At 75.4% G+C, this 24,784-nt stretch carries 22 protein-coding genes; 7 read left to right on the top strand and 15 right to left on the bottom strand.

The window, feature by feature from the left end; translation table 11 throughout:
* Nucleotides 1-29: 29 nt before the first annotated feature.
* Nucleotides 30-401, bottom strand: a complete 372-nt coding sequence (locus C2142_RS33110) for a peptidase inhibitor family I36 protein (RefSeq protein WP_148646488.1) — start codon at nt 399-401, stop codon at nt 30-32.
* Nucleotides 402-625: 224 nt separating this feature from the next.
* On the opposite strand from C2142_RS33110, the gene C2142_RS33115 reads away from it, so the two are divergent.
* Entirely contained in the window at nt 626-1,498 is an 873-nt protein-coding gene (locus C2142_RS33115; RefSeq protein WP_148646489.1) for a TetR/AcrR family transcriptional regulator, read from the top strand.
* Here the strand turns inward: C2142_RS33115 and C2142_RS33120 are convergent.
* The 6 genes from C2142_RS33120 to C2142_RS33145 all read right to left on the bottom strand — a co-directional run bounded on the left by C2142_RS33120 (nt 1,420) and on the right by C2142_RS33145 (nt 8,619).
* A complete protein-coding gene (locus C2142_RS33120; protein ID WP_148646490.1) occupies nt 1,420-2,280 on the bottom strand; it encodes a helix-turn-helix transcriptional regulator in 861 nt (286 codons plus the stop codon). The two genes, C2142_RS33115 and C2142_RS33120, sit on opposite strands and share 79 nt — an antisense overlap.
* Before the next feature lie 597 nt (nt 2,281-2,877).
* Nucleotides 2,878-4,155, bottom strand: a complete 1,278-nt coding sequence (locus tag C2142_RS33125) for an MFS transporter (RefSeq protein WP_148646697.1) — start codon at nt 4,153-4,155, stop codon at nt 2,878-2,880.
* A gap of 282 nt (nt 4,156-4,437) precedes the next feature.
* Nucleotides 4,438-4,812: a metalloregulator ArsR/SmtB family transcription factor gene (locus C2142_RS33130; RefSeq protein ID WP_148646491.1), complete on the bottom strand. Its 375-nt coding sequence runs from the start codon at nt 4,810-4,812 to the stop codon at nt 4,438-4,440.
* Between the two features lie 530 nt (nt 4,813-5,342).
* On the bottom strand, nt 5,343-5,948 hold the full coding sequence (locus C2142_RS33135) for a disulfide bond formation protein DsbA (RefSeq protein WP_174315798.1): 606 nt from the start codon (nt 5,946-5,948) through the stop codon (nt 5,343-5,345).
* 216 nt (nt 5,949-6,164) lie between these two features.
* On the bottom strand, nt 6,165-7,559 hold the full coding sequence (locus C2142_RS33140) for an FAD-dependent oxidoreductase (protein ID WP_148646493.1): 1,395 nt from the start codon (nt 7,557-7,559) through the stop codon (nt 6,165-6,167).
* A gap of 136 nt (nt 7,560-7,695) precedes the next feature.
* On the bottom strand, nt 7,696-8,619 hold the full coding sequence (locus tag C2142_RS33145; RefSeq protein ID WP_346766406.1) for a PaaX family transcriptional regulator C-terminal domain-containing protein: 924 nt from the start codon (nt 8,617-8,619) through the stop codon (nt 7,696-7,698).
* Nucleotides 8,620-8,841: 222 nt separating this feature from the next.
* Between C2142_RS33145 and C2142_RS33150 the strand changes: the two genes are divergently transcribed.
* The 4 genes from C2142_RS33150 (at nt 8,842) to C2142_RS33165 (ending at nt 12,800) form a co-directional block, all read left to right on the top strand.
* Nucleotides 8,842-9,744, top strand: coding sequence for an SDR family NAD(P)-dependent oxidoreductase (locus tag C2142_RS33150; RefSeq protein ID WP_148646494.1), 903 nt, complete (start codon nt 8,842-8,844; stop codon nt 9,742-9,744).
* Between the two features lie 146 nt (nt 9,745-9,890).
* Nucleotides 9,891-10,745 carry an amidohydrolase family protein gene (locus tag C2142_RS33155; protein WP_148646699.1) on the top strand — a complete coding sequence of 285 codons (855 nt, stop codon included), beginning with the start codon at nt 9,891-9,893 and terminating at the stop codon, nt 10,743-10,745.
* A gap of 11 nt (nt 10,746-10,756) precedes the next feature.
* Complete coding sequence (locus C2142_RS33160; protein WP_148646495.1) at nt 10,757-12,340, top strand: long-chain fatty acid--CoA ligase; 1,584 nt, start codon at nt 10,757-10,759, stop codon at nt 12,338-12,340.
* A gap of 4 nt (nt 12,341-12,344) precedes the next feature.
* A complete protein-coding gene (locus tag C2142_RS33165; protein WP_148646496.1) occupies nt 12,345-12,800 on the top strand; it encodes a MaoC family dehydratase in 456 nt (151 codons plus the stop codon).
* Nucleotides 12,801-12,907: 107 nt separating this feature from the next.
* Here C2142_RS33165 and C2142_RS33170 read toward each other — a convergent pair whose 3' ends face one another.
* The 8 genes from C2142_RS33170 to C2142_RS33205 form a co-directional block, all read right to left on the bottom strand.
* Nucleotides 12,908-14,083: a 4-hydroxybenzoate 3-monooxygenase gene (locus C2142_RS33170; protein ID WP_148646497.1), complete on the bottom strand. Its 1,176-nt coding sequence runs from the start codon at nt 14,081-14,083 to the stop codon at nt 12,908-12,910.
* Entirely contained in the window at nt 14,084-15,280 is a 1,197-nt protein-coding gene (gene pcaD / locus C2142_RS33175) for a 3-oxoadipate enol-lactonase (RefSeq protein ID WP_148646498.1), read from the bottom strand.
* A complete protein-coding gene (gene pcaB / locus C2142_RS33180; protein WP_241003316.1) occupies nt 15,277-16,638 on the bottom strand; it encodes a 3-carboxy-cis,cis-muconate cycloisomerase in 1,362 nt (453 codons plus the stop codon). The genes pcaD and pcaB overlap by 4 nt, the downstream gene beginning before the upstream one ends.
* Nucleotides 16,639-16,756: 118 nt before the next feature.
* The gene (gene pcaG, locus C2142_RS33185; protein WP_241002923.1) at nt 16,757-17,305 is read right to left on the bottom strand and encodes a protocatechuate 3,4-dioxygenase subunit alpha; all 549 of its coding nucleotides are present in this window, start codon (nt 17,303-17,305) and stop codon (nt 16,757-16,759) included.
* The gene (pcaH, locus tag C2142_RS33190) at nt 17,302-18,072 is read right to left on the bottom strand and encodes a protocatechuate 3,4-dioxygenase subunit beta (protein ID WP_148646500.1); all 771 of its coding nucleotides are present in this window, start codon (nt 18,070-18,072) and stop codon (nt 17,302-17,304) included. Before pcaH ends, pcaG begins: the two co-directional genes overlap by 4 nt.
* A 6-nt stretch (nt 18,073-18,078) precedes the next feature.
* A complete protein-coding gene (locus tag C2142_RS33195) occupies nt 18,079-19,260 on the bottom strand; it encodes an acetyl-CoA C-acyltransferase (protein WP_148646501.1) in 1,182 nt (393 codons plus the stop codon).
* Complete coding sequence (locus C2142_RS33200) at nt 19,257-19,997, bottom strand: CoA transferase subunit B (protein ID WP_148646502.1); 741 nt, start codon at nt 19,995-19,997, stop codon at nt 19,257-19,259. Before C2142_RS33200 ends, C2142_RS33195 begins: the two co-directional genes overlap by 4 nt.
* Nucleotides 19,994-20,752 carry a CoA transferase subunit A gene (locus tag C2142_RS33205; protein ID WP_148646503.1) on the bottom strand — a complete coding sequence of 253 codons (759 nt, stop codon included), beginning with the start codon at nt 20,750-20,752 and terminating at the stop codon, nt 19,994-19,996. The genes C2142_RS33200 and C2142_RS33205 overlap by 4 nt, the downstream gene beginning before the upstream one ends.
* A gap of 187 nt (nt 20,753-20,939) precedes the next feature.
* On the opposite strand from C2142_RS33205, the gene C2142_RS33210 reads away from it, so the two are divergent.
* Both C2142_RS33210 and C2142_RS33215 read left to right on the top strand, forming a co-directional pair.
* Nucleotides 20,940-22,928 carry an IclR family transcriptional regulator C-terminal domain-containing protein gene (locus C2142_RS33210; protein WP_277347286.1) on the top strand — a complete coding sequence of 663 codons (1,989 nt, stop codon included), beginning with the start codon at nt 20,940-20,942 and terminating at the stop codon, nt 22,926-22,928.
* A gap of 306 nt (nt 22,929-23,234) precedes the next feature.
* On the top strand, nt 23,235-24,677 hold the full coding sequence (locus C2142_RS33215; protein WP_148646702.1) for an APC family permease: 1,443 nt from the start codon (nt 23,235-23,237) through the stop codon (nt 24,675-24,677).
* The last annotated feature ends 107 nt before the right edge of the window (nt 24,678-24,784 follow it).

Genomic DNA, 24,784 nt, shown 5'->3' on the forward strand with positions numbered 1-24,784 from the left:
GGCCGGCTGGTGTGGCCGGTGCGGTGGGGTCAGCAGTTGCCCCAGCTGTTGGCGCTGCCCCGGTGCGCGTGGGCGGAGTCGCTCGGGGAGGAGGTGCCCGGCTTGATCACCTTGACGGAGCCCGAGTAGTCCGAGTACTGCCAGACGAAGGCACACAGACCCGAGGTGCCGTGGTTGTACCAGGAGGCGTCGTGGTTGTTGATCGCCCAGGACTCCCAGGAGTTGGCGTCCTTGAACTTGTACATGTTGCCGCGGTACTCGGTCTGGTCCCAGACGCAGAGGTAGCCCGACGGGCAGGCGGCGGTGCCGGTCGTGGCGGCGCCGGCGCCGGCCACCGGGGCGGCGACGGGCAGCACGGCGGCGAAGCCGAGGGTGAGCAGAGAGGTCAGGAAGCGGCGCATGGGCGCACTCCTCCGGGAAGAGGGCGGGTGGGGTGGACGAAGGCCTTCGAGACGATGGACGGGCTCGTTTGGTGAATAACCGTCACTTCGTGAAGACCATTAACGACCTACCATGGCGCCAGCGCAAGCCGATGCACTCGAAGGAGTGCGTACAGGAACGATGTTGACGCCAGAACGGCTGCCGCCCGCGGCGGCCGATGCCCACGACGGAAGAGGCGGCAGGAATGCAGGGCACCACCCCGGACGACAGCGGATCCGGCCCCCCCACCCGCCGCCAGCGGCTCCGGGCGGAACTCGAACGCGCCGCCCGGACCGAGGCCCGCCGGCTCACCGCCGCCCACGGTGTGGAGGGGCTCAGCCTCTCCGCCGTCGCCCGCGGCGTGGGCGTCTCCCCGCCCGCCCTCTACCGGTACTTCGACGGGAAGCGCGGCCTGGTCCTGGCGGTCTACGAGGACGTCACCGTCGACTTCGTGGCCGAGGTCGCCACCGCGGCCCAGCGGGCCGCTTTCGACGGCGTGGGCGCCCAGCTCTACGCCGCCACCCGTGCCGTCCTGGACTGGGCGGTCGCCAACCCCGCCGAGTTCGACATCATCATGGGCGCCGGCTACGCCCGGCTCGCCGCCTCCGAACGGTCACTGGACCAGGTGCTCGTCCGCGAACTCGGCGGCCTCTTCGGCATCCTGTTCACCCGGCTTCGGGAGGACGGCCGGCTGGCGTACCCGGCCGAGGAGGAGATCGACCCCGCGCTGCTCGGCCAACTCCGGGTGTACGGCGAACTGTTGGGACCGGACTACCCGCCGGGCGTCGCGCTGCTGATGATCACGTGCTGGCGGCAGATCTACGGGCTGCTCTGCATGGCCGTCTACCGCCACCTGGCCGCCACCTTCGACGACTGCCTTCCGCTGTTCGACCACATGCTGGACGACCTGCTCGGCCGGCTCGGCGTCAGCCGCGCACCCGAGAGCGCGGACTCACGCCCGCCAGGACGCGACTCAACGCCCGTCCGTGACGGCGGTGTTCACGCGACCGGGGCGGCGGACCAGGAGAGCAGCATGCGCAGGGCGTCGTCCGACGGCGTGCCGGGATCGGCCGCGTAGGTGATCAGCGCCTGGTCGGGATCGTCGGCCGGGCGCAGCGTGTCGTAGGCCAGGTCCAGCCCGCCGACCAGCGGGTGGCGGAAGCGCTTGCGCCCGGAGGTCTTGTCCTGCACCGGGTGCTCCGCCCACCATCGGCGGAACTCCTCACTGCGCAGGGAGAGTTCGCCGATCAGCTCGGCCAGCCTCGGGTCGTCGGGCCGGCGCCCGGCCTCCAGGTGGAGGAAGGCGACGTTCTCCCGCGCGCAGGAGCTCCAGTCCGCGTACAGCTCGCGCGAGGCGGGGTCGAGGAAGGTGATCCGGGCGATGTTCCGCTCCGCCGGGGTGAGCCTCTCGAAGTCGCCGAAGAGGGCGGAGGCGGCACGGTTCCAGGCCAGTACGTCCATCCGACGGCCCATCACCATCGCGGGCGCATCGGTCAGTTGCTCCAGCAGCCGGGCGAGCATCGGCCGGACCGGCTGCGGCCCCTGCTGCGCGGACGGGCCCCGGCCGGCGCGGCGGGCGGGCCGGGGGCGGGCCAGCCGGTGCAGGTGGCGGACCTCGTCGGGGTCGAGCCGCAGGCCGCGGGCCAGCGCGTCGAGCACCGCCTCGGACGGGTTGCCGACACGGCCCTGTTCGAGCCGGGTGTAGTAGTCGACGCTCACCCCGGCGAGCTGCGCCAGCTCCTCCCGCCGCAGCCCGGCGACCCGGCGGCGGCCGCCGAAGTCCGGCAGGTCGACGTCCTCGGGCCGGAGCCGGGCGCGCCTGGTCCGGAGGAACTCGCCCAGGGTGATGGTGGTGTTCACAGGAGGATTGTCGCCCCGGCGGCGACCGGCAGCCTGGCCCTGGCAGGACCAGGCTGCGGGCCGGGCTGCCGGGGACCTGGCCACCAGGGCCCCTTCGCGTTGAGGACGACGGACCCGCACCCGCCGCGTCGAGCAGCGGCAGCGCGTACTGGACGGTGAAGAAGACGCCCTTGAAGTTGACGTCCACGGTGCGGTCGAAGTCCTTCTCGGTGACCTCGTCGCCGCGCCGGAAGACGGCGGCCCCGGCGTTGGCGAACACGCCGTCCAACCGCCCGTACCGCTCGCCGGTCACGCCCGTCAGGTGCTTCAGCTCGGCCGGCACGCCGGCGTCGGCGCGGACCGCGAGGAGGCGCTCACCCGCGTCCGGCTCCGCCGTGGCCCGCGCCGGCTTGGTCTCGTCCCGTCCGGTGATCACCACGCTCGCGCCGCCGCCCAGCAACAGCCTCGCCGTGGCGAGGCCCGTCCCCCGGCTGCCGCCGGTGATCAGCACCACCTTGCCGTCGAACTCCCCGGAGCCGCCCGGGTACCGGCTCACCAGGCCCGCCGCAACCGGGGTCCGGCAGGGCCACCCTTCCGGCCGCGCGGGGCCCGACCTGCCTACCGGGCCCGGCCGACGGGGGCGGCCGCCGGGCCCGCGGCGACGGTCGCCCGGGGTTCCGGCGCCGGCCCCGCGGGCCAGACCCGGGCCGCGACCGTGCCCGCCGCCAGCGCGAGTGCGCCCAGGACGACCGTCGCGGCCGGAAGGCCCGCGGTGGCGCCGAGCCAGCCGGCCAGCGGATAGGTCAGCAGCCAGCAGCCGTGCGAGAGGGAGAACTGGGCGGCGAACACGGCGGGCAGGTCGGCCGGGCGCACCGCGTCGCGCAGGACGCGTCCGGTCGGGGTGAGGATCAGCGAACCCGCGGCGCCGAAGCCGGCCCAGAGTGCGAGCAGGGCGGGCCAGCGCCAGCCGGCGGTGCCGCCCGGGCCGGCCACCGTGAGCGCGGCCAGTGCGGCGAGGAGCCCGGCGGTGCCGAACGCCGCCGGGAGCATCACCGCGCGGTCGGTCACCCGGTCCAGCGCACGGGGCAGCAGCAGCGCGACGGCCATCGAGCCCGCGCCGTACGCGCCCAGGGCGAGGGGGACGTCACCGGCCGGACGGCCGAGCTGGTCGCGGACGTAGACCACGGTGTTGACGATCACCATGGCGCCGCCGGCGGCGACCGCGAGGTCGAGGGCGAGCATCGCGCGCAGCCGGGGCGCGGCCAGGAAGAGACGGCCTCCGCGGACCGAGCGTTGCAGGACGCCGCCAGGGAGGGCGGACGGCGCCGGCTTGGGGAGGACGACGGAGACAACCAGGGCCGCCGAGGCGAGGAACCCGGCCGTGGTGCCCCAGAACAGCCAGTGGTAGCCGACCAGCGCCAGCAGTCCCGCGGCGAGCACCGGACCGGCGACGCTCTCCAGGTCGTACGCGAGCCGGGAGAGCGACAGCGCGCGGGTGTAGTCGCGCTCGGCGGGCAGGACTTCGGGGATCACCGACTGGAACGCCGGGGTGAACGCCGCCGAGGCGGCCTGGAGCAGGAAGATCAGCAGGTAGACCTGCCAGACCGTGGTGACGAACGGCAGCGCGAGGGCGACCGTCGCCCGGGTCAGGTCGGAGGCGACCATCAGACGGCGACGCGGGATCCGGTGGGCCAGCGCGCCGACGACCGGCGCGATACCGACGTAGGCGACCATCTTGATCGCCAGCGCGGTGCCGAGCACGGAGCCGGCGTCCGCCCCCGCGAGGTCGTAGGCGAGCAGGCCGAGGGCGATCGTCGCCAGACCGGTGCCCACGAGGGCGACGACCTGGGCGGCGAACAGGTGCCGGTAGGTGGGCTCGCGCAGCACGGACAGCATGGGGACCCCGCTCAGGCTCGGCGCGCACGGCGACGGCGCGCAGGACGACAGGGCACCGGCACGGCGCACGGACAGCCGCAGGGCGAACGGCCGCCGTACGGCAGCAGCACGAGCAGCGGCGGAGCGGACGCCGGAGGACCGGGGCGACGACATCAGCATAGGACAACATGTGCATACGTGTGCACCTATTGGCCAGAGAAGGCCCGCCTCCGTGGCCGCCCACCGACCCACCGTCTGCCGTCCGCCGCGCGGCCGCCCCGCCGCCGGCTACCGCTCCGCCGCTCAGTCGTGCGGGGGCAGCCCGCTGATCTGGTGGTCGGCGACGTTCAGCGCCTCGTTGACGAGCCGGCGCAGGTGCCCGTGCCGCAGCGCGTAGACGACCCGCCGGCCGTCCTTGCGGGTGGTGACCAACCCGGCCAGCCGGAGCTTGCTCAGGTGCTGGCTGACCGAGGGCCGGGCCGCACCGCAGGCCTCGGTCAGCGTCGTCACGTCGGCCTCGCCCTCGCCGAGGCGCTGCATCAGCGCGAGCCGGGTGCGGTCGGCGAGCAGCACGAGGATCCCGGCGGCCGTCTCCAGCCGTTCGTCGTTCCGCAGCCGCTCGTCGGCGTCCGGCTGCTGCGACCGATGCGCACCTGATAGCTGAAGGCTCCCGCTCATGGGCACATCGTAGAGGGCGCACGCGGCGGCCCACCTGTTCGCACGCGCCGCCACCGGCCGGCCCGCGCGCCCCTGGCCTTCCCCGTGGCGGCCCCGGTCACGGCACCGGTCACGGCACCGGCGACCACCAGCGCCGGGAGCGGCGGGAGCGGCGGTGCAGTACGGGGAGGGGTGGTGGAGTACGGGGAGGGGTGGTGGAGTGCGGGGAGGGGTGGCGCGCGTCCGCCCCCGCCCACAGCGGCGGGAGACGGACGGCGCGGAGCGGCGCAGGCGCGGCGGGACGCCTCCGGGCCGGCGCGCGGCGGCGGCGGAGCGGGGAGGCTCGGTGCTACCGGACGCTGGTGACGACCGGGGCCGCGGATGCGGCGGGCTGCCGTGGTGGCGTGCCGAGCGGTTCACGTCCCTCATCCAAGCCCGCCCGCCGATGCGCGGGCAAGCCCGGCCCGCCGCCCTGATGCGGCTCCGACACTCCCCTGACGCCCCCTTGACGGCGCCTCACCTCTCCTGGCGCGCAGCGGTGTTCATCCGGCTCAGGAGAAGTCCAGCGACCCCGTGCGGGTGCGCTTGAGCTCGAAGAACTTCGGGTAGCCGGCCAGCAGCCGCACGCCGTCGAAGACGTTCACGGCGTCCTGCCCGCGCGGGATCGCGCTGAGCACCGGCCCGAAGAACGCGGTGCCGTCCACGTGGATGGTGGGCGTCCCGACCTCCTCGCCGACCGGGTCCATGCCCTCGTGGTGGCTCTTGCGCAGTGCGATGTCGAACGCCGTGCTGCGGGCCGCGTCGGCCAGCGACTCGGGGAGGCCGGCCTCGGCCAGGGCCTCACGCAGAACGGTGTCGTCGGCGGCCCGGTCCTGGTCGTGCAGGCGGGTGCCGAGCGCGGTGTAGAGGTCGCGCAGGACGTGCTCCCCGTGCTGTTCGGCGGCGGCGATGCAGACCCGCACCGGGCCCCAGCCGGTGTCCAGCAGCCGGCGGTAGCGTTCGGGGAGGTCCTCGCGGCCCTCGTTGAGGACGGAGAGGCTCATCACCCGGAAGGTGAGGTCGAGTTCGCGGTGGCGCTCGACCTCCAGGATCCAGCGGGAGGTGATCCATGCGAAGGGGCAGACGGGATCGAAGTAGAAGTCGACTTTGTTGGTCACGGTGCCCAGCCTAGGAGAGAGGTGGACCGATGGACAGGGCCGGTTGTCCCCCTGGATTCTGGGCCACTTGAGCCTCTGGGCCGCAGGGGGCGGCCTGGTCGCGGGGCGCGGCCCGGTCGCGGGGCGGCCGGGCCGGTCGCGGGGCGGCCGGGCCGGTCGCGGGGCGGCCGGGCCGGTCGCGGGGCGGCCGGGCCGGTCGCGGGGCGGCCGGGCCGGTCAGCTGTCGAAGCCGAGGCCGAGCCGGTCCAGGCTCCGCAGCCAGAGGTTGCGGCGGCCGGCGTTGCGGTCCGCCTGCGCGAGCGACCAGCGGGTCGCGGTGATGCCGGCCCAGCGGACCGGCTCGGGCGGGAACGGCAGCGGCTTGCGGCGGACCATCTCCAGCGCGGTCCGCTCGGTGCGCTCGCCCGCGAGCAGGTCCAGCATCACCTCCGCGCCGAAGCGGGTGGCGCCCACGCCGAGGCCGGTGTAGCCGGCCGCGTAGGCGACCCGACCCCCGTGCGCGAGGTCGAAGAAGGCGCTGAACCGGGTGCAGGTGTCGATCGCGCCGCCCCAGGCGTGGGTGAACCGCAGGCCTTCGAGCTGCGGAAAGGTCCGGGCGAAGTGCCGGGCCAGGGTGGCGAAGGTCTCCGGCCGCTGGTCGTGCTCGGCCCGGACCCTGCCCCGGTAGTGGTAGACCGCGTCGTAGCCGCCCCAGAGGATCCGGTTGTCGGCGGAGAGCCGCACGTAGTGGAACTGGTTGGCGCTGTCCGAGAAGCCCTGGCGGCCCTGCCAGCCGACGGCGGCGAGCTGATCGGCGGTGAGCTGCTCCGTCATCAGCGCGTAGTCGTACACCGGGACGGTGTACGGGCGGTGGCGCCGCAGCAGCGAGGGGAAGGCGTTGGTGGCGAGCGCGACCTTGCCCGCGAGCACCCGGCCGTACCCGGTGCGGACGGCGATGCCGGGGCCGGAGGCGGCGAGCGCGACGGCGGGGGTGTGCTCGTGGATCCGCACGCCCTGCTCCAGACAGGCCCGCTTGAGGCCCCAGGCGAGCCGCGCCGGGTTGACCATCGCCACGCCCTCACGGTCCCAGAGCCCGCCCAGGAAGGTCGGCGAGTCGATCTCGGCCCGCACGGCGGCGGCGTCCAGCGGCGTGAGCTCCGTGCCGTAGCGGGCGGCCAGTTCGGCGAATCCGTGCAGTTCGTCGACCTGGTGGGGCTCGGTCGCCACGGTCAGCGAGCCGGTCCGCTCCCAGTCGCAGTCGATGCCGTAGCGCTTGACGGCGTCCTCCATCGCCTGGAGGTTCTGCTCGCCGAGCCGCTCCAGCCGGGCCAGCTCGCCCGGCCAGCGCTCGTGGCCGTTGGCCAGGCCGTGGGTGAGGCTCGACTCGCAGAAGCCGCCGTTGCGCCCGGAGGCGGCCCAGCCGACCTCGTGGCCGTCGACCAGGACGACGTCCAGTGAAGGGTCCCGCTCCTTGGCGATCAGCGCGGTCCACAGGCCGGAGTAGCCTCCGCCGACCACCAGGAGGTCGCACCGGGTGGTGCCGGCCAGCGCGGGGCACGGCTCCGGCCGACCGGGGTCGTCCAGCCAGAACGGGGTGGGCCGGGCGTCCTGCAGCGCGTGGACGGGATCCATGCGGGTCTCCTTCTGGTGCCGGGAGTGACGAGCTCCTCCTCTGCCATGAGAACGCCACCCGGGCGGCAACGTCAATGGTGTTGACATAAGCGCGCGGACCTCCGGCATCCGACCCCGCCCCTGGGCAGGACGCGGACTACCCGAGGTCGATCGCGTCCAGCACCTCCGCGGCGATCCGGGCCGCGGCAGGCTCGTAGCGGGCGGCCAGTGCGCGGAACGACCGCTCGGCGGCCGCGGCCGGCCAGTCCGCCGGGAGGTGCTCGGCCGGCAGGTGCGGGTCGCTCCGGACCAGCTCCAGCCAGTCCGTGTGCAGCAGCAGCTGGCAGGCCAGCGGATCACCGCCGGCGGGCTCGGCGCCGCCCCAGCGGGACAGGAACTCCCGGTAGCCGGCGGCGATGCCCTCGACGTCGAAGGCCGAACGCAGCAGGACGCCGGCGTCGGTGGGCGGCGCGGCGCTGGCGTGGAACACCTTCAGGTGCTCGTCCAGGCCGAGGCCGTCGAGCAGTGCCGTCACGTCCACGCGGCCGGGCGCGGCCCAGAGGCCGCTCTGCAGCGGGCCGAAGCCGCCCCAGACCAGCCGGGAGCGCAGGTCGTGGCGCTCGCTGCGCCAGGCGTCGGGCAGCGAGAAGCCGACCAGGGTCCAGCCGCCGTCCCAGTCGCGGTTGACGGCGCCGGTGCGCCAGATCCGGTCCTGCCCGTCCGCGAGCACCGTCCGCGCCCTGGGGGTGAGGCCGAAGTACATCCGGCGGCCCCGGCGGTGACGCTCCAGCAGCCCCCGGCCGACCATCCGGGCCAGCGTCGAGCGGACGGCGTCCTCGCCGACGTGGACCCGGGCGAAGACGTCGATGACACTGCCCGAGGAGAGGGCGGTCTCCCGCCCGAGCACGTGGATGCCGAAGAAGCTCAGCATCAGCGACTGCGGGCGCGGCACGGCGCCGGGCGCCCCGGCACCGGGCGAGGCCGCGGCGGGCGGGACGGCCGAAGCGGCCGCGCCGTCGGCGGGCGCGGCGGGTGACGCATCGGGCAGGCGGGTCTCCCCGGCGGGGTCTGAACTGGACACCGCCCCAGCGTAGGACGCGGCGCCCTGCCCGGGAACCAATATTCGGCACTTCATTGACGACAGACACGAATGTGCCTAGCTTTTCTCGTGCCGCCGGTGCCGTCAGTGCCGTCGTCGAGCGCGACCCGCGCCCGCCGCACCGGCCCCGCCGCGCACCCCGCGCACCCCCGCGCACCGTCCCCACGGACTCCCCGACTCCCCAACCCCTTCGAGAGGAACCCCATGGATCTCTCCGGAAAGGTCGCCGTCGTCACCGGCAGCGGCCGCGGCCTCGGCCTCGCCTACGCCCGGGAGCTGGCCGCCGCCGGCGCCGCGGTGGTGGTGAACGACGTCGACCCCGGGGCGGCCGCCGCGGCCGTCCGCGAGATCACCGCGGCCGGCGGCCGGGCCGTCGCCGAGGTGGTGCCGGTGGGCGGCACCGAGGCCGCCGAGGCGCTGGTCGCCCGCGCCGTGGACAGCTTCGGCCGGCTGGACGCGATGGTCACCAACGCCGGCGTGCTGCGCGACCGGGTGCTGTGGAAGATGACCGACGAGGACTTCGACGAGGTGGTCCGCGTCCACCTGCGCGGCACCTTCACCTGCGTACGGGCCGCCGTCGCGCGGATGCGCGAGCAGGGCGGGGGTGGCCGGATCGTGGTGGCGGGCTCCCCCGCCGGGCAGCGCGGCAACTTCGGCCAGACCAACTACGCCGCCGCCAAGGCCGGCATCGCGGCCATGGTCCGCACCTGGGCGATGGAACTGGCCAAGGCCGGGATCACCGCCAACGCGCTGATCCCGGTGGCGGCCACCGCGATGACCCGGACGATCCCGGCGTTCGCCGCACACGTCGAGGCGCTGGAGCAGCACGGCACGCCGCTGCCGGACACCCTGCGCAAGGGCGAGGGCTTCGGCACCCCGGAGGACGTGGCCGGCCTGGTCTCCTTCCTGGTCTCGGACGCCTCGGCCGGTGTCACCGGCCAGTGCATCGGCATCGGCGGCGACCGGCTCGCGCTCTGGTCGCACCCGGAGGAGTCCTCGGTGGCCTTCGCGGACGGCGGCTGGAGCGCCGACGCGATCGCCGCCGCCTGGCCGGTCTCGGTCGGGCGCCGCCCGGCGGAGTACGGCATCCCGGCGCCGCAGCTGTGAGCGCCGCACCGTCCGGCCCCGCACCGTCGAACGCCGCACCCTCCGGCCCCGCACCTTCCCGCCCCGCACCTTCCGGCCCCGCGCCGTCGAACGCCGGGCGGCCGGACGCCGGTCCGTCGGCCCCCGCCGGCCCGGACCCGGCCCGGCTGGTCGCCATCGACGTCCACACCCACGCCGAGGTCGCCGCCGACGGCGCAGCCTCGCTCCCGCCCGAGCTGGCCGCCGCCGCGGGCCGGCACTTCGGGGCCGGCCACCGCCACCCCACCGTGCCGGAGATCGCCGCGTACTACCGCGAGCGGCGGATGGCCTGCGTGGTCTTCACGGTCGACGCCGAGTCGGCCACCGGCCAGCCGCCGGTGCCCAACGAGGAGATCGCCGAGGCCGCACTCGCCAATCCCGACGTGATCATCCCGTTCGCCGGCGTCGACCCGCACAAGGGCCGCGCCGCCGTCCGGCAGGTGCGCCGCCTGGTCGCGGAGTACGGCGTGCGCGGCTTCAAGTTCCACCCCAGCCTCCAGGCCTTCCACCCCAACGACCGCCTGGCCTACCCGCTGTACGAGGCGATCGAGGAGGCCGGCGCGGTCGCCCTCTTCCACACCGGCCAGACCGGCATCGGCGCCGGCGTGCCCGGGGGCGGCGGCATCCGCCTCAAGTACTCCAACCCGCTGGCCGTGGACGACGTGGCCGCCGACTTCCCCGGGCTGGGGATCATCCTCGCCCACCCGTCCTTCCCCTGGCAGGACGAGGCGCTCGCGGTGGCCGTGCACAAGCCGAACGTCCACATCGACCTGTCCGGCTGGTCGCCGAAGTACTTCCCGCCGCAGCTGGTCCAGTACGCCAACACGCTGCTGAAGGACAAGGTGCTGTTCGGCTCGGACTACCCGCTGATCACGCCGGACCGCTGGCTGGCCGACTTCGCCGCGCTGCCGGTCCGGGACGAGGTCCGTCCGAAGATCCTGAAGGAGAACGCCGCCCGGCTGCTCGGGCTCGCCGGAAGCTGAGGAGTCCCGTCATGCGCAATCAGGGCATCGGTTCCTGGACCGCCCGCCGCGCCCGCAGGACCCCGCGGCGCACCGCCCTCGTCCACGAGGGCCGCACCACCGGCTACGCCGCCCTGCACGAGCGCTCCACCCGGCTCGCCCACGCCCTGCTCGGGCAGGGCGTGGGGCGCGGCGACCGGATCGCCTACCTCGGGCCCAACCACCCGTCCTTCCTGGAGGCGCTGTTCGCGGCGGGGATGCTCGGTGCCGTCCTGGTGCCGCTCAACACCCGCCTCACCGAGCCCGAACTCCGGTACCAGCTGGCCGACTCGGGCAGCACGGTCCTGGTGCACCACTGCGGCCGGGCCGGGGGCCGGGCGGACGGCCCGGCGGCGCGCCTCGCCGAGGCCGTCGCCACCGCCGTCGCCGTGGACGCCGGCCCCGGACTGCCGTACGAGGCACTGATCGGGGCCTCGCCGGACCGCCCGATCGACCTGGACGTCGGGCCGGACGACCTCTGCCTGATCATGTACACCTCGGGCACCACCGGCCGGCCCAAGGGTGCGCTGCTCACCCACGGCAACATCCTCTGGAACAGCCTCAACGTCCTGGTCGACACCGACCTCGGGAGCGACGAGGTGGCCCTGGTCGCCGCGCCGCTGTTCCACACCGGTGCGCTCAACATGAGCTGCCTGCCGACCCTGCTGAAGGGCGGCACGGTGGTCCTGGAGTCCGCCTTCGACCCGGAACGGACCCTGGAGCTGGTCCAACGCCACCGCGTCACCTGCATGTTCGGGGTGCCCGCCATGTACGACGCGGTGGCGGCGGCGCCGGGCTGGGCCGGCACGGACCTCTCCGGCCTGCGCACCCTGCTCTGCGGCGGCGCGCCCGTCCCGGCCCGCACCGCCCGTGCCTACCTGGACCGGGGGCTCGCCTTCGTCCAGGGCTACGGCATGACCGAGACCGCCCCGGGCGCGCTGGTGCTGGACCGCTCCGACGCCGTAGCCCACGCCGGGACGGCCGGGGTGCCGCACTTCTTCACCGACGTCCGGGTGCTGGCCCCCTCCGGCGAGGAGGCCGCCCCGGGCGAACGGGGCGAGGTCGTCATCGCCGGGCCGAACGTCACGCCCGGCTACTGGAACCGGCCCGAGGCCACCGCCGAGGCGTTCCGCGACGGCGCCTGGTTCCGCTCCGGCGACGTCGCCGAGGTCGACGGCGACGGCTACGTCCGCCTGGTCGACCGGATCAAGGACATGATCATCTCCGGTGGGGAGAACGTCTACCCCGCCGAGGTCGAGGATGCCCTGCTGGACCACCCGGCGGTCGCCGAGTGCGCCGTCTTCGGCGTCCCCGACACCCGCTGGGGCGAGGTCGGCCGCGCCGTGGTCGTGCTGCGCCCCGGCGCGCGGGCCGAGCCCGCGGAGCTGCTCGCCCACCTCGACGGCCGGCTCGCCCGCTACAAGATCCCGCGCTCCGTGCTGCTCGTCTCCGAGCTGCCGCGCAACGCCACCGGGAAGCTGCTCAAGGGCCCGATCAGGGCCCGCTACGGCCCCCCGGCCGCCGGCTCCCCGGATTCCATCGATTCCACCGATTCCCCCGCCCTCCCCGAGGAGTGACCACATGACCACCACCGTCCACGGACTCGACGGGATCCGCGCCCAGGCCGGCGCCGACCTCGGCCGCACCGGGTGGCTGGAGATCGCCCAGCCTCGCGTCGACACCTTCGCCGACGCCACCGACGACCACCAGTGGATCCACGTCGACACCGAGCGCGCCAAGGCCGGCCCGTTCGGCGCCACCATCGCGCACGGCTACCTCACCCTGTCGCTGCTGATCCCGCTCTGGACCGAGCTGCTCCAGGTCGAAGGCGTCTCGATGGCCGTCAACTACGGCCTCAACAAGGTCCGTTTCCCCTCCCCCGTCAAGGTCGGCGCACGCATCCGCGCGCACGGCCGGGTGGCCTCGGTCGAGGACGTCCGGGGCGGCGTCGAGGTGGTGGCCGACCTCACCGTGGAGATCGAGGGCGCCGGGAAGCCCGCCTGCGTCGCCCAGGCCGTCTACCGCTTCCTGGCCTGAGCACGGAGGAACCCCGAGGGGGCGGCCGCTGCCCGGCGGCCGCCCCCTCTTGTCCACTGTCCGTCGATCTGACGCTCCGTCAGTCCGGATTCTTCGGTCCGGATCCGTCAGTCCATCGGCAGGCCGGCGTAGTTCTCGGCCAGCGAGGCCGAGGCGGACGGCGAGGACGCCAGGTAGCGCAGGTGGGAGAGCCGCAGCCGGCGGTCGAACTCCGACTCCCCGGGATCCGCGTGCAACAGCGTGGTCATGGTGTACGAGAAGTGCTCGGCCCGCCAGACCCGGCGCAGCGCGGTCTCCGAGTAGGCGTCGAGCAGCGACTCGTCGCCGTCCGCCCGCCAGTGGGCGACGGCCCGGGCCAGCAGGGTGACGTCGGCGACCGCGAGGTTGAGCCCCTTGGCGCCGGTCGGCGGCACGATGTGGGCGGCGTCGCCGGCCAGGAAGAGCCGGCCGTGGCGCATCGGCTCGGCGACGAAGCTGCGCATCGGGGTGATGCTCTTCTCGGTGATCGGTCCGCGCCGCAGCGTCCAGGCCCCGTCGACGGCGAACCGGGCGTCCAGCTCGTCCCAGATCCGCTCGTCCGGCCAGTTCTCCACCCGGTCGTCCGGGTCCACCTGGAGGTAGAGCCTGCTGACCTGCGGCGAGCGCATGCTGTGCAGGGCGAAGCCGCGCTCGTGGTGGGCGTAGACCAGTTCCTCGCAGGACGGCGGCACGTCCGCCAGGATGCCCAGCCAGGCGAAGGGGTAGGTGCGTTCGGCGACGGTGAGCGCGCCCTCGGGGACGGACCGGCGGCCGATGCCGTGGAAGCCGTCACAGGCCGCCACCAGGTCGCAGTCCAGGACGTGCTCGGCGCCGCCGTGCCGGTAGCGGACCCGAGGCGAGTCGGTGCCGGCGCCCTCCACGGCGAGTGCCTCGGCCTCGAACAGGACGGTGCCGCCGGCCTGTTCGCGCAGCGCGGCGAGGTCCTTGACCACCTCGGTCTGGGCGTAGACGGTCACCGAGCGGCCGCCGGTCAGGCCCGGCAGGTCGATCCGGTGCGAGCGGCGGTCGAAGCGCAGCTCGATGCCGTGGTGGGTCAGGCCCTCGCGGTCCAGCCGCCCGGTGGCGCCGGCGGCGCGCAGCACGTCGACGGTGCCCTGTTCGAGGATTCCGGCGCGCTGGCGCCGCTCGACGTACTCGCGGGTGCGCAGTTCGAGGACGACGTTGTCGACGCCCTGGCGGTGGAGCAGGTGGGAGAGCAGGAGGCCGGCCGGTCCGGCTCCGATGATGGCGACGCTGGTGCGCACTCAGGACTCCGTGGGGTGGGTGGTGGTGGGAAGGCCCGGCTCGGCGAGGACGCGCTGGGCGGTGGCGAAGGCGGCGTTGGCCGCGGGGACGCCGCAGTAGACGGCGGTCTGCAACAGGACCTCCTTGATCTCCGCGGGGGTGAGCCCGTTGCGCAGCGCGGCCCGCACGTGCATCGCCAGCTCCTCCTGGTGGCCGTGGGCGGCCAGCGCGGTCAGGGTGACGCAGCTGCGGGTGCGGCGGTCGAGGCCGGGGCGGGTCCAGATCTCGCCCCACGCGTAGCGGGTGATGAAGTCCTGGAAGTCCGCGGTGAAGCCGGTGGTGCGGACGATCGCGCGGTCGACGTGGTCGTCGCCGAGCACCGCCCGGCGTACCGCGGAGCCGGCCGCGTGCCGCGCCTCGTCGTCCGCGGGGGTCGTGAAGTGGCCGAGCAGCGCGGCGAGGACGGCCTGCGGCTGCTCGACGGGGGCCAGGTGGGCCGCCTCGGCGATCTCCAGCAGGGTCGAACCGGGGATGCCGTCGGCCAGTTCGCGGGCGTGGGCGGGCGGGGTCGCGCGGTCCTCCCGGCCGGCGACCACGAGGGTCGGAGCGGTGATCCGGGCCAGGTCGGCGCGCAGGTCGTACCCGGCGAGCGCGTCGCAGCAGGCGGCGTAGCCGGAGCGGCCGGCCCCGCACAGGTCGGTGACCAGGGCGGCCACCCGGTCGGCGGCCTCGGGGACGGCGACGAACGAGGGGGTGAACCAACGGCCGGGCGCGGTCGGCGCCAGCGCCTCGGTGCCGCGCTCCCGGACCAGGTCGGCCCGTTCGTGCCAGCCGGCCGGTTCGCCGAAACGGGCGGAGGAGCAGACCAGGGCCAGCGCCGTGACCCGCTGCGGGTGGTGCACGGCCAGGTGGGCGCCGATCGCACCGCCGAGCGAGACCCCGGCGTAGCCGAACCGCATCGCGCCGAGGTGGTCGGCGAGTTCGAGCACCAGGCCGGCCAGGTCGGCGACGGCGGTCGCACCGGGCGCCAGGGAGGGCAGCACGCCGGCCGGGGTGCCGCCGTGCCCGGGCAGGTCGAAGCGGACCACCCGGTGGTGCCGGGCGAGGACGCGGGCCTGGGCGTCCCAGACGGCCGTCGAGGTGCCGAGCGAGGGGCCGAGGACCAGCACCGGCGCACCGGCCGGGCCCTCGACGGTGTGGTGCAGCCGGGCGGTCACGGGTGGGGCTCCTTCGGTGGGGCGGCGGTGCGCCGCAGGGCACGGTCGACGAGGAGGGGGGCGGCGCCGAGGTAGCGGGCCGGGTCGGTCAGTTCGGCCGCGCGCTGCGAGAGGAGTTCGCGCAGCACCCGTTCCTGTTCCGGCGACACGGCGGCCCTCGGCAGGGCGCCGGCGAGGGTCCGGCCCTCGGAGGCGGCCAGCGCCGCGGCCCGGCCCAGCAGGGCCCCGGCCGGTCCGCGGCCGAGCCGTTCGCCGAGCACGGCGGCGAGCCGCTCGGTGACCACCAGGCCGGCGGTGCGGCCGAGGCCGGCCAGCATCCGGTCCGGCAGCACCCGGAGCCCGGCGGCGAGTCCGGCGGCCGCCTCGGCCGCGCCGCCGGTGAGCCGGAGCAGCTCGCGCAGCGGCTGCCACTCGGCGTGCCAGGCTCCGGCGGGCCGCTCGTCCTCGGCCGCGAGCGAGCCGAGCAGGACGGCGGCGAGCGCCGGCGCCTGGCGGGCGGCCGCGGCGATCAGCGTCGCGCGCACCGGGTTGCTCTTGTGCGGCATCGCCGAGGAGGGGCCGCCGCCGCCCTCGACCAGCTCGCCGAGCTCGGTGCGGGAGAGCACCAGGACGTCGGCGGCCGGCTTGCCGAGCGCGGCCGTGGTGAAGGCCAGCGCGCCGGCCAGGTCGGCGACCGGGGTGCGCAGCGTGTGCCAGGGCAGGGCGGGCTCGGCGAGGCCGAGTTCGGCGGCGTAGGCGCGGACCAGGCCGGGCCCGCTGCCGGGCTCGGCCGCGTACGCCTCGAAGGCGGCCAGGGTACCGGCGGCGCCGCCGAGTTGGGCCGGGAGGCGGAGCGCGGCGAGCCGGTCCGCGGCGTCCAGGACGAGGCTGCGCCAGCCGGCCGCCTTGAGCCCGAAGGTGGTCGGGACGGCGTGCTGGGTGAGGGTGCGGCCCGCCATCGGGGTGGCGCGGTGCCGGGCGGCGAGGCCGGCCAGCGCGGCCTCGGTCCGCAGCAGGTCGGCCCGGACGGCGTGGAGGCTCCGCCGGGCGACCAGCATCAGGGCGGTGTCGAGGATGTCCTGGCTGGTGGCGCCGCGGTGCACGTACGCGGCCGCGGTGGGCGGGACGGCCGCGGTGAGGTCGGCGACCAGCGGGATGACCGGGTTGCCGCCGGCCCGGGCGCGCAGGGCCAGGTCGCGCGGGTCGAAGCGGTCCGCGCGGGCCGCGGCGGTGACGGCGGCGGCGGCCTCGGCGGGGGCGTGGCCGAGTGCGGCCTGGGCCCGGGTGAGCGCGGCCTCGGCGTCGAGCAGGGCCTGGAGCAGGGCGCGGTCGCCGGTGGCCGCCTCGACGGCGGTGCCGGCCCGGAGGGGCGCGAGCAGGCCGTGGTCGGCCTCCGGGCCGTGGCCGGCCGAGGCGCCGGGGCCGGACGCCCGGCGGCCGTCGGCGAAAGCCGGGAGGCCGTCGAAGTCGCCTGCGGGGGAACCGTCGAAGGTGCCGTCAGCGGAACTCAAGGAACACCGTCTCCTCCGGTCCCTGGAGCCGGACGTCGAACCGGTACCGGCCGGGCTCCTCCTCCGCCGCCAGCAGGGTGGCCCGGCGGCCGGCCGGCAGTGCGGCGAGCAGCCGGTCGGCCTCGGTGTCCGGCCCGGGCAGGTAGGCGCGGGTGAACAGGTGGTGCAGCAGCCCCCGGGCGAAGACGCAGACCGAGAGGTACGGCACGCCGGCGGGCGGCAGCGTGCGGACCGCCCAACGCCCGTCCGGGTCGGTGGCGACCCGGCCGAAGCCCGTGAAGGTGATGCCGTCACGTCCGGCGAAGCCGCCGGTGGTCTGGTCGCGGCGCATCGAGCCGGTACGGCCGGCCGGGACGGGCTGCCAGAACTCCAGCAGGGCGTCCGGTACCGGCTCGCCGGCTCCGTCGAACACCCGGCCGTGCAGGGTGATCGCGTCCGGGTGCCCGGCCGGGGCGATCTCCGGCCCGCCCGGGTAGGGCAGCGCGTAGCCGTAGAACGGGCCGACGGTCTGGGCGGGGGTGGGCAGTGCGGTCACCGGTCCTCCTCGCTCGGGGTCGCGTCCTCGGTCCAGGTCGCGGCGGGGCCGTCGAGGACGATGTCCCAGCGGTAGCCGAGCGACCACTCGGGGGTGGAGAGGTCGTGGTCGTAGGCGGCGACCAGGCGGGCGCGGGCGTTGTCGTCGGTGACGGACTGCAGGATCGGGTCGTAGCGGAAGAGCGGGTCGCCGGGGAAGTACATCTGGGTGACCAGCCGCTGGGTGAAGGCGGTGCCGAAGAGCGAGAAGTGGATGTGTGCGGGGCGCCAGGCGTTGGCGTGGTTGCGCCACGGGTACGCGCCGGGCTTGACGGTGGTGAAGGCGTAGCTGCCGTCGGCGCCGGTGAGGCAGCGTCCGACGCCGGTGAAGTTCGGGTCGAGCGGCGCCGGGTGGTCGTCGCGCCGGTGGGCGTAGCGGCCGGCCGCGTTGGCCTGCCAGATCTCGACCAGCTGGCCGCGGACCGGGCGGCCGTCCCGGTCGAGCACCCGGCCGTTGAGGGTGATCCGCTCGCCGAGCGGCTCGCCGGTGTGCTGGCGGGTGAGGTCGGCGTCCAGTTCGGTCACGTCGGTGGCGCCGAAGGCGGGGCCGGTCAGCTCGGCCGCCTCCGGGTCGGCGACGGCGACCAGCGGGTGCTCGGGGTGGCGCAGCGCGGAGCTGCGGTAGGGCGGGTAGGAGCGGACGGGGTGGTGGCGGACGACGCCGAGCCGCCGGTACTCCTCCTGTTCCCGGGCGATCTCCCGGGAGACGTCGTGCTGGGTGGCGCGCATGGCGGGTTACCTTTCGAGGACGAGGGCCAGGCCCTGGCCGACCCCGACGCAGAGGGTGGCCAGGCCGGTGCCGGAGCCGGCGGCGGCGAGCTGGTGAGCGACGGCGCCGGCCAGCCGGGCGCCGGAGGCGCCGAGAGGGTGGCCGAGGGCGATGGCGCCGCCGCGCGGGTTGACGGCGGCCGGGTCGAGGTCGGGCCACTCGGCGAGGCAGCCGAGGGCCTGGGCGGCGAAGGCCTCGTTGAGTTCGACGACGCCCAGGCCGGCGAAGCCGCGGCCGGCCCGGGCCAGGGCCCGACGGGCGGCCTCGACCGGGCCGAGGCCGTAGTACTGCGGCTCGGTGCCGGTGGCGGCGGAGGCGGTGATCCGGGCAAGCGGTTCGCGTCCGGTGGCGCGCAGCCCGGCCTCGTCGGTGACCAGCACGGCGGCGGCGCCGTCGCTGAGCGGGGAGGCGTTGCCCGCGGTGACGGTGCCGCCGGGGCGGAACACCGGCTTGAGCCCGGCCAGCGCTTCGACCGAGGCGTCGGGGCGGACGGTCTCGTCGCAGGTCGGAGCCGTGCCGGGGAGGGGCGCGAGTTCGCCGTCGAACGCGCCGGCGGCCCAGGCTGCGGCGGCCTTGCGGTGGCTGGCGAGCGCGAAGGCGTCCTGCTGTTCCCGGCTGATCCGGTACCGGTCGGCGACCAGTTCGGCGCCTTCGCCGAGGGCGACCGTCCACTCGGCGGGCATCCTGGGGTTGACCATCCGCCAGCCGAGCGTGGTGGAGTACAGCTCCTGGTGGCCGGTGGGGTAGGCCCGGCCGGGCTTGGGCAGCACCCAGGGGGCCCGGCTCATCGACTCGACGCCGCCGGCGACCATGACCGAGGCCTCGCCGAGCGCGACCGCCCGGTAGGCCTGGACCACCGCCTCCAGGCCGGAGGCGCAGAGCCGGTTGACGGTCACCCCGGGGACGGTGACGGGGAGTCCGGCCAGCAGCACGGCCATCCGGGCCACGTCGCGGTTCTCCTCGCCCGCGCCGTTGGCGTTGCCGAGGACGACGTCGTCGATCCGGCCCGGGTCGAGGGCCGGGCTGCGGTCGAGCAGGGCGCGCAGCACGTGGGCGGCGAGGTCGTCGGGGCGGACGGCGGCGAGCGCGCCGCCGTGCCGGCCGATCGGGGTGCGGACGGCGTCGACGAGGTAGACGGTCCTGGTCACGGCAGCTCCTTCACGGCGGCGGGGCCGGCAGCCGGAGGGACCGGGGCGGAAGGACGGACGGGGACGGAAGGACGGACGGGAGCGGCCGGGCGGACCGGGGCGCCCGAGCGGTCGCGCACGGGGGCGGCGGTGCGGGCGGCGAGTTCGGCGGCGGTGACGCCGGGGGCGGTCTCCACCAGCACCAGGCCGTCGGGGGTGACGTCCAGGACGCCCAGGTCGGTGATGATCCGGTGCACGCAGGCCCGGCCGGTGAGCGGCAGGCTGCACCGCTCGACGATCTTCGGGGTGCCGTCCTTGGCGGTGTGCTCGGTCAGCACGATCACCCGGCGGGCGCCGTGGACGAGGTCCATCGCACCGCCCATCCCCTTGACCAGCTTTCCGGGGATCATCCAGTTGGCGAGGTCCCCGGTGGCGGAGACCTGCATGGCGCCGAGCACGGCGGCGTCCAGGTGTCCGCCGCGGATCATGCCGAAGGAGAGCGCCGAGTCGAAGCAGCCGGCCCCGGGGAGCACCGTGACGGTCTCCTTGCCGGCGTTGACCAGGTCGGGGTCGACCTCGTCCTCGTACGGATAGGGGCCGACGCCGAGCAGGCCGTTCTCGGAGTGCAGCACCACGTCGACGCCGTCCGGCAGGAAGGACGGCACCAGGGTGGGCAGTCCGATGCCGAGGTTGACGTAGCCGCCGTCGGGCAGTTCGCGGGCCGCGCGGGCGGCCATCTCGTTCCTGGTCCAGCTCATCGTGCCCGCACCGTCCTGCGCTCGATCCCCTTGGCGGCCGCCTGCTCGGGCGTCAGCGTCACCACCCGCTGGACGAAGACCCCGGGCAGGTGCACCTCGTCCGGGTCGATCGCGCCCGGTTCGACCAGCTCCTCGACCTCGGCGATGGTGATCCGCCCGGCCATCGCGGCGAGCGGGTTGAAGTTGCGCGCCGCCCGGCGGAAGACCAGGTTGCCGAGCCGGTCGCCGCGGGCGGCCCGGACGAGGGCGAAGTCGGTGGTGATGCCGTGCTCCAGTACGTACGGGCGGCCGTCGAAGGTGCGCACCTCCTTGGGCGGGGCGGTGACGGCCGGCCGGCCGTCCCGGGCGTGCCGCCAGGGCAGTCCGCCCTCGGCGACCGGGGTGCCGACGCCGGCCGGGGTGTAGAAGGCGGGCACGCCGCAGCCTCCGGCGCGCAGCCGCTCGGCGAGGGTGCCCTGCGGGGTCAGCTCCAGCTCGATCTCACCGCCGAGGTAGCGGCGGGCGAACTCCTTGTTGTCGCCGAGGTAGCTCCCGGTGACCCGGTCGATCCGGCCGGCGGCGAGCAGGATGCCGAGGCCGCCGCCGTCGACGCCGCAGTTGTTGGAGACGACGCGCAGGCCGGCCGGGCCGCGCGCGTACAGGGCCTGGATCAGCACGTCGGGCACACCGCTGAGGCCGAAGCCCCCGACGGCGAGGGACGCGCCGTCCCCGATGTCCGCGACCGCCGCCTCGGCGGTCGCCAGCACTTTGTCCATGAACGGGTCCACTCCGTTTCGAGTGCGTTCGCCTGATGAACTATTGTTCATAATTGCGAGGGGCTTGAGTGTCGGCCGGAGCCGGGCCCCTGTCAACGGCGGCCGGTACGGTTTCCGCATCGTGATCAAGCCGCGACCTCGCGCCACCCCCGGCCCACACGCCGCCACCGGCCCCCAGGAGGACCAGATGCCGCAGCCCGCGCCGGACGCAGCGACGACGCCGGACCCGGACCCCGGTACGGCGACGCCGGACAGCGCGATGACGGAGCCGGCGACGGCGGCCACGGCGGCGGAGGAGGCCGCGACCGACTCAGCGACGACCCGCGTGACGGCGACCGGTGCGGCGACGGCGGCGGGCCCGGACGCGCCCGCGCCCGCCGGACGGGGGGCGGAGCCCGCCGAGCTCGTCGGCCCGCTGGTACGCGGCCTCACCGTGCTGCGCGCGATGGCCGCCGACCCCGCCCCCCGTCAGCGCCCCGGCGACCTCGCCCGGGCCACCGGGCTGGCCCGTTCCACCATCGACCGGGTCGCGACCACCCTGGTCCGGCTCGGCCACCTGCGCGCCGAGGACCGCGACCTGGTGCTCGCCCCCGGGCTCGCCCGGCTGGGCAACGCCTACCTGTCCTCCTGCGGGCTCCCGGAGGCACTCGGCCCGCACGCCGTGGCCCTCGCCGACGAGCTGGACGAATCGGTCTCGGTGGCCGTCCCGGACGGCGCCGGGGCCCGGTTCGTCCACCAGGCCACCCGGCGGCGTGCGATGGCGATCTCGTTCCGGATCGGCGACCTGCTGCCGGCCGAACGCTGCGCGCCCGGCGCGGTCTTCGCCGCCGGCTGGACCGCGGACCAGTGGGCCGGCTGGCGCGACCGGCACCGCGCCGACCCGCTGGACACCGGCTTCCCCGCCCTCCCGCCCCGGCCCGGCGGACCGGCGACGGGGGGCGGTGCGGCGACGGGCGGGGCGGCGACGGGCGGGGCGGCCGCGGGCGGGGCGGCCGCGGACCTGGTGGAGGAGCGGTTCCGGGAGCGCGCCCTCGCCGCCCGGGCCGACGGCTGGGCCACCGACGACCAGCTGATCGAACCCGGACTGGTCGCGATCGCCGCCCCGGTACACGGGCCGGCCGGCGCGGTGGTCTGCGCCGTCAGCGTGGTCAGCCACACCAGCCGCCACGACGCGGACTCGCTCGCCCGGCACGCGCTCCCCCGGCTGCGGGCCACGGCCCGGGCGATGGAGCACGCGCTCGCGGCAGGCGGGGCGCGGACGGCGGGCGGGGCGCACCACGACGGTGAGAGGCAGGACGGCGGGCGCCACGACAGCGGGGGCCGCGACAGTGGGCGCCACGACAGCGGACGGTACGACAGCGGACGGTACGACAGCGGGCCCAAGGAGGAGCTGGGCGCGGAGTTCCTGCAGTCGCTCGCCCGCGGGCTCGACGTGCTGCGCGCCCTCGGCCAGGCCGGTCCGGGCGGCACGCTCGCCGAGGTGGCCCGGGCCACCGGACTCCCCCGGGCCACCGCCCGCCGGTCGCTGCTCACCCTGCGGCACCTCGGCTACGTCCGCGCCGACGACACACGGTTCGCCCTGCTGCCGCGCGTGCTCGAACTCGGTTACGCCCGGCTCGCCGGCCTCTCCTTCGCCGAGCTGGCACTGCCCCACCTGGTCGACCTGGTCAAGGACGTCCACGAGTCCGCCTCCGCCGCCGTCCTCGACGGCGACGACATCCGGTACGTGGCCCGGGTACCGACCAGCCGGATCATGCGGATCGAGCTCGGCGTCGGCACCCGCCTGCCGGCCTGGGCCACCTCGATGGGCCGGGTGCTGCTCGCCGCCCTCCCGCCCGAGCGGCGCGAGGCGCTGCTCGACCGGGCGGAGCCGCAGCCGCTCACCCCGCACACCGTCACCGACCGCGCGGCGCTCGCCGGGCTGCTGGCCACCGCGGGCCGGGACGGGTACGCACTGGTGGACGAGGAGCTGGAGGAGGGCCTGCGCTCACTGGCCGTGCCCGTCCGGGACGGCCGGGGCGGCGTGGCCGCAGCCGTCAACGTCGCCCTGCACGCCGGACGCGGCACCGCCGGGCAGAGCCGCGCCGCCATCCTGCCCCGCCTCGCCGAGGCGGCGGCCCGGATCGAGGCCGATCTGGCCGAGGTGACCCGTTGGAGCCCCGCCGGCCGGGCGTGACACCGGCCTGCCCAACGACTGCCCGACGCGCAGGCCGTCCAAGCAGGCTGTCCGGACAGGCCGACGCGCAAGCCGTCCGAGCAGGCCGTTCGGGTGTCGCGCGTCTGCGGGAGCGCCCGCCCGGCCACGCCCCAGGCTTATGACAACAGCATTGACGTGTAGCGGGAGCGGCGGTTTCATGGCCAGCCACCGGCCGTTCGGCCGCCACCCCCATCCCCCCACACGCAAGGCGGTGTTCCGTTGGCAGAAACCGTCCAGGACACGGGTACCGGTCCGAGAGTCCACTCCACCGACTCCCCCGTCTCCATGCGCAAGTCCCTCGGTCTGCTCGACGGGGCGGCGATCGCCGCCTCCAGTACGGCGGCCACCAGCAGCATCGGCATCGGCCTCGGGCTGACGGCCGGCATCGTCGGACTCCACCTCCCGGCGATCATGCTGCTCGCCTTCCTGCCCGTGCTCGCCATCGCCGGCGGCTACGGCCGGCTCAACCAGGTCGACCCCGACGCCGGCAGCAGTTACCGCTGGGTCGGCCGCACGCTCAACCCCTGGCTCGGCTTCCTCACCGGCTGGGTCAACACGGTCGGCACCGTCGTCTTCATGGCGTACACGACGACGGTGACCGGCTCCGCGATCATCCAGCTGCTCGGCCAGGCCACCGTCCACTCCGTCCTCGGCCTGCGCCTGGACCCGGACTCCACCCTCCAGTGCACCCTGCTCGGGCTGGTCGTGCTGATCGCCGCCGCGCTGGTCGCCGTCCGCGGCCTCGACCTCGCCGCCCGCCTGCAGAAGTACCTGCTGGTCTTCGAGTACGGCGTGCTGCTCGCGTTCTGCGGCTACGGCCTGTTCGCCGGGGACCAGCCGTTCTCGCTGCAGTGGTTCAACCCCTTCGACATCCCCTCGCTCGGCGCGATCGCCCAGGGCATGGTGCTCGCGGTGTTCTGCTACTGGGGCTTCGAGTCGGTGTTCAGCGTCGGCGAGGAGGTCCGCGACCCGAGGGACGCCTCCCGCGCGGGCATCCTCGCCCTGGTCGTGATGATGCTGCTCTTCCTGCTCGCCGGCACCGCCTTCCAGCGGGTCCTGCCACTGGACGAGCTGGCCGACAACGGCGCGCAGGGGCTGGCCTACTTCGGCACCAAACTGGCCCACCAGCCGCTCGCCGCGCTCCCGCTGATCGCCCTGACCTTCTCCGCCGTCGCGTCACTGCAGGCGGCCGTCATCCCCACCGCCCGCGGCCTGTTCGCCATGGGACGCGACGGCGTGCTCGGCCCGGTCTGGACGAAGCTGCACCCCAAGCACGCCACCCCGGCGGTCGGCACCCTGCTGATCACCGGCATCGCCTGCGTGCTCTCCCTGCTCTCGATCGCCATCCCCACCGTCGGCGACCTCATCTCCGCCGCCGTCAACGCGATCGGCATCGTGGTCGCCCTCTACTACGCACTCACCGCCGTCGCCGCGGCCGTGCAGTTCCGCCACCTGCTGCGCACCGCGCCGCTGGAGGGCCTGCGCGCGGTGGTCGGGCCGCTGCTCGGCGCGGCCGCACTGCTCTTCGTCGGCGGTTACCTCGCCTGGACCTTCTACGACTCCGCCGACCACTTCGAACTCGCCGCCGACAACGGCTGGTTCGAGCTGCTGGTGCCCGTCCTGATGATCGCCTCCGGTCTGGTGGCGGCGGCCTGGGCCCGGTGGCGGCGCCGCTCGGCGTACTTCGACCGGCCGGCCGCGGCCGACACCGCGACCCCCACGACCTGACGAGCCCACGCCCCGACGACCCCACGCCCCCATCACCCGACAACCCACTACCCGACGACCCGACGACCCGACGACCCGACGACCCGACGACCACGGCGGGTACCACC

This window comes from Streptomyces sp. CB01881 (assembly GCF_002953255.1).
GTDB lineage: Bacteria > Actinomycetota > Actinomycetes > Streptomycetales > Streptomycetaceae > Kitasatospora.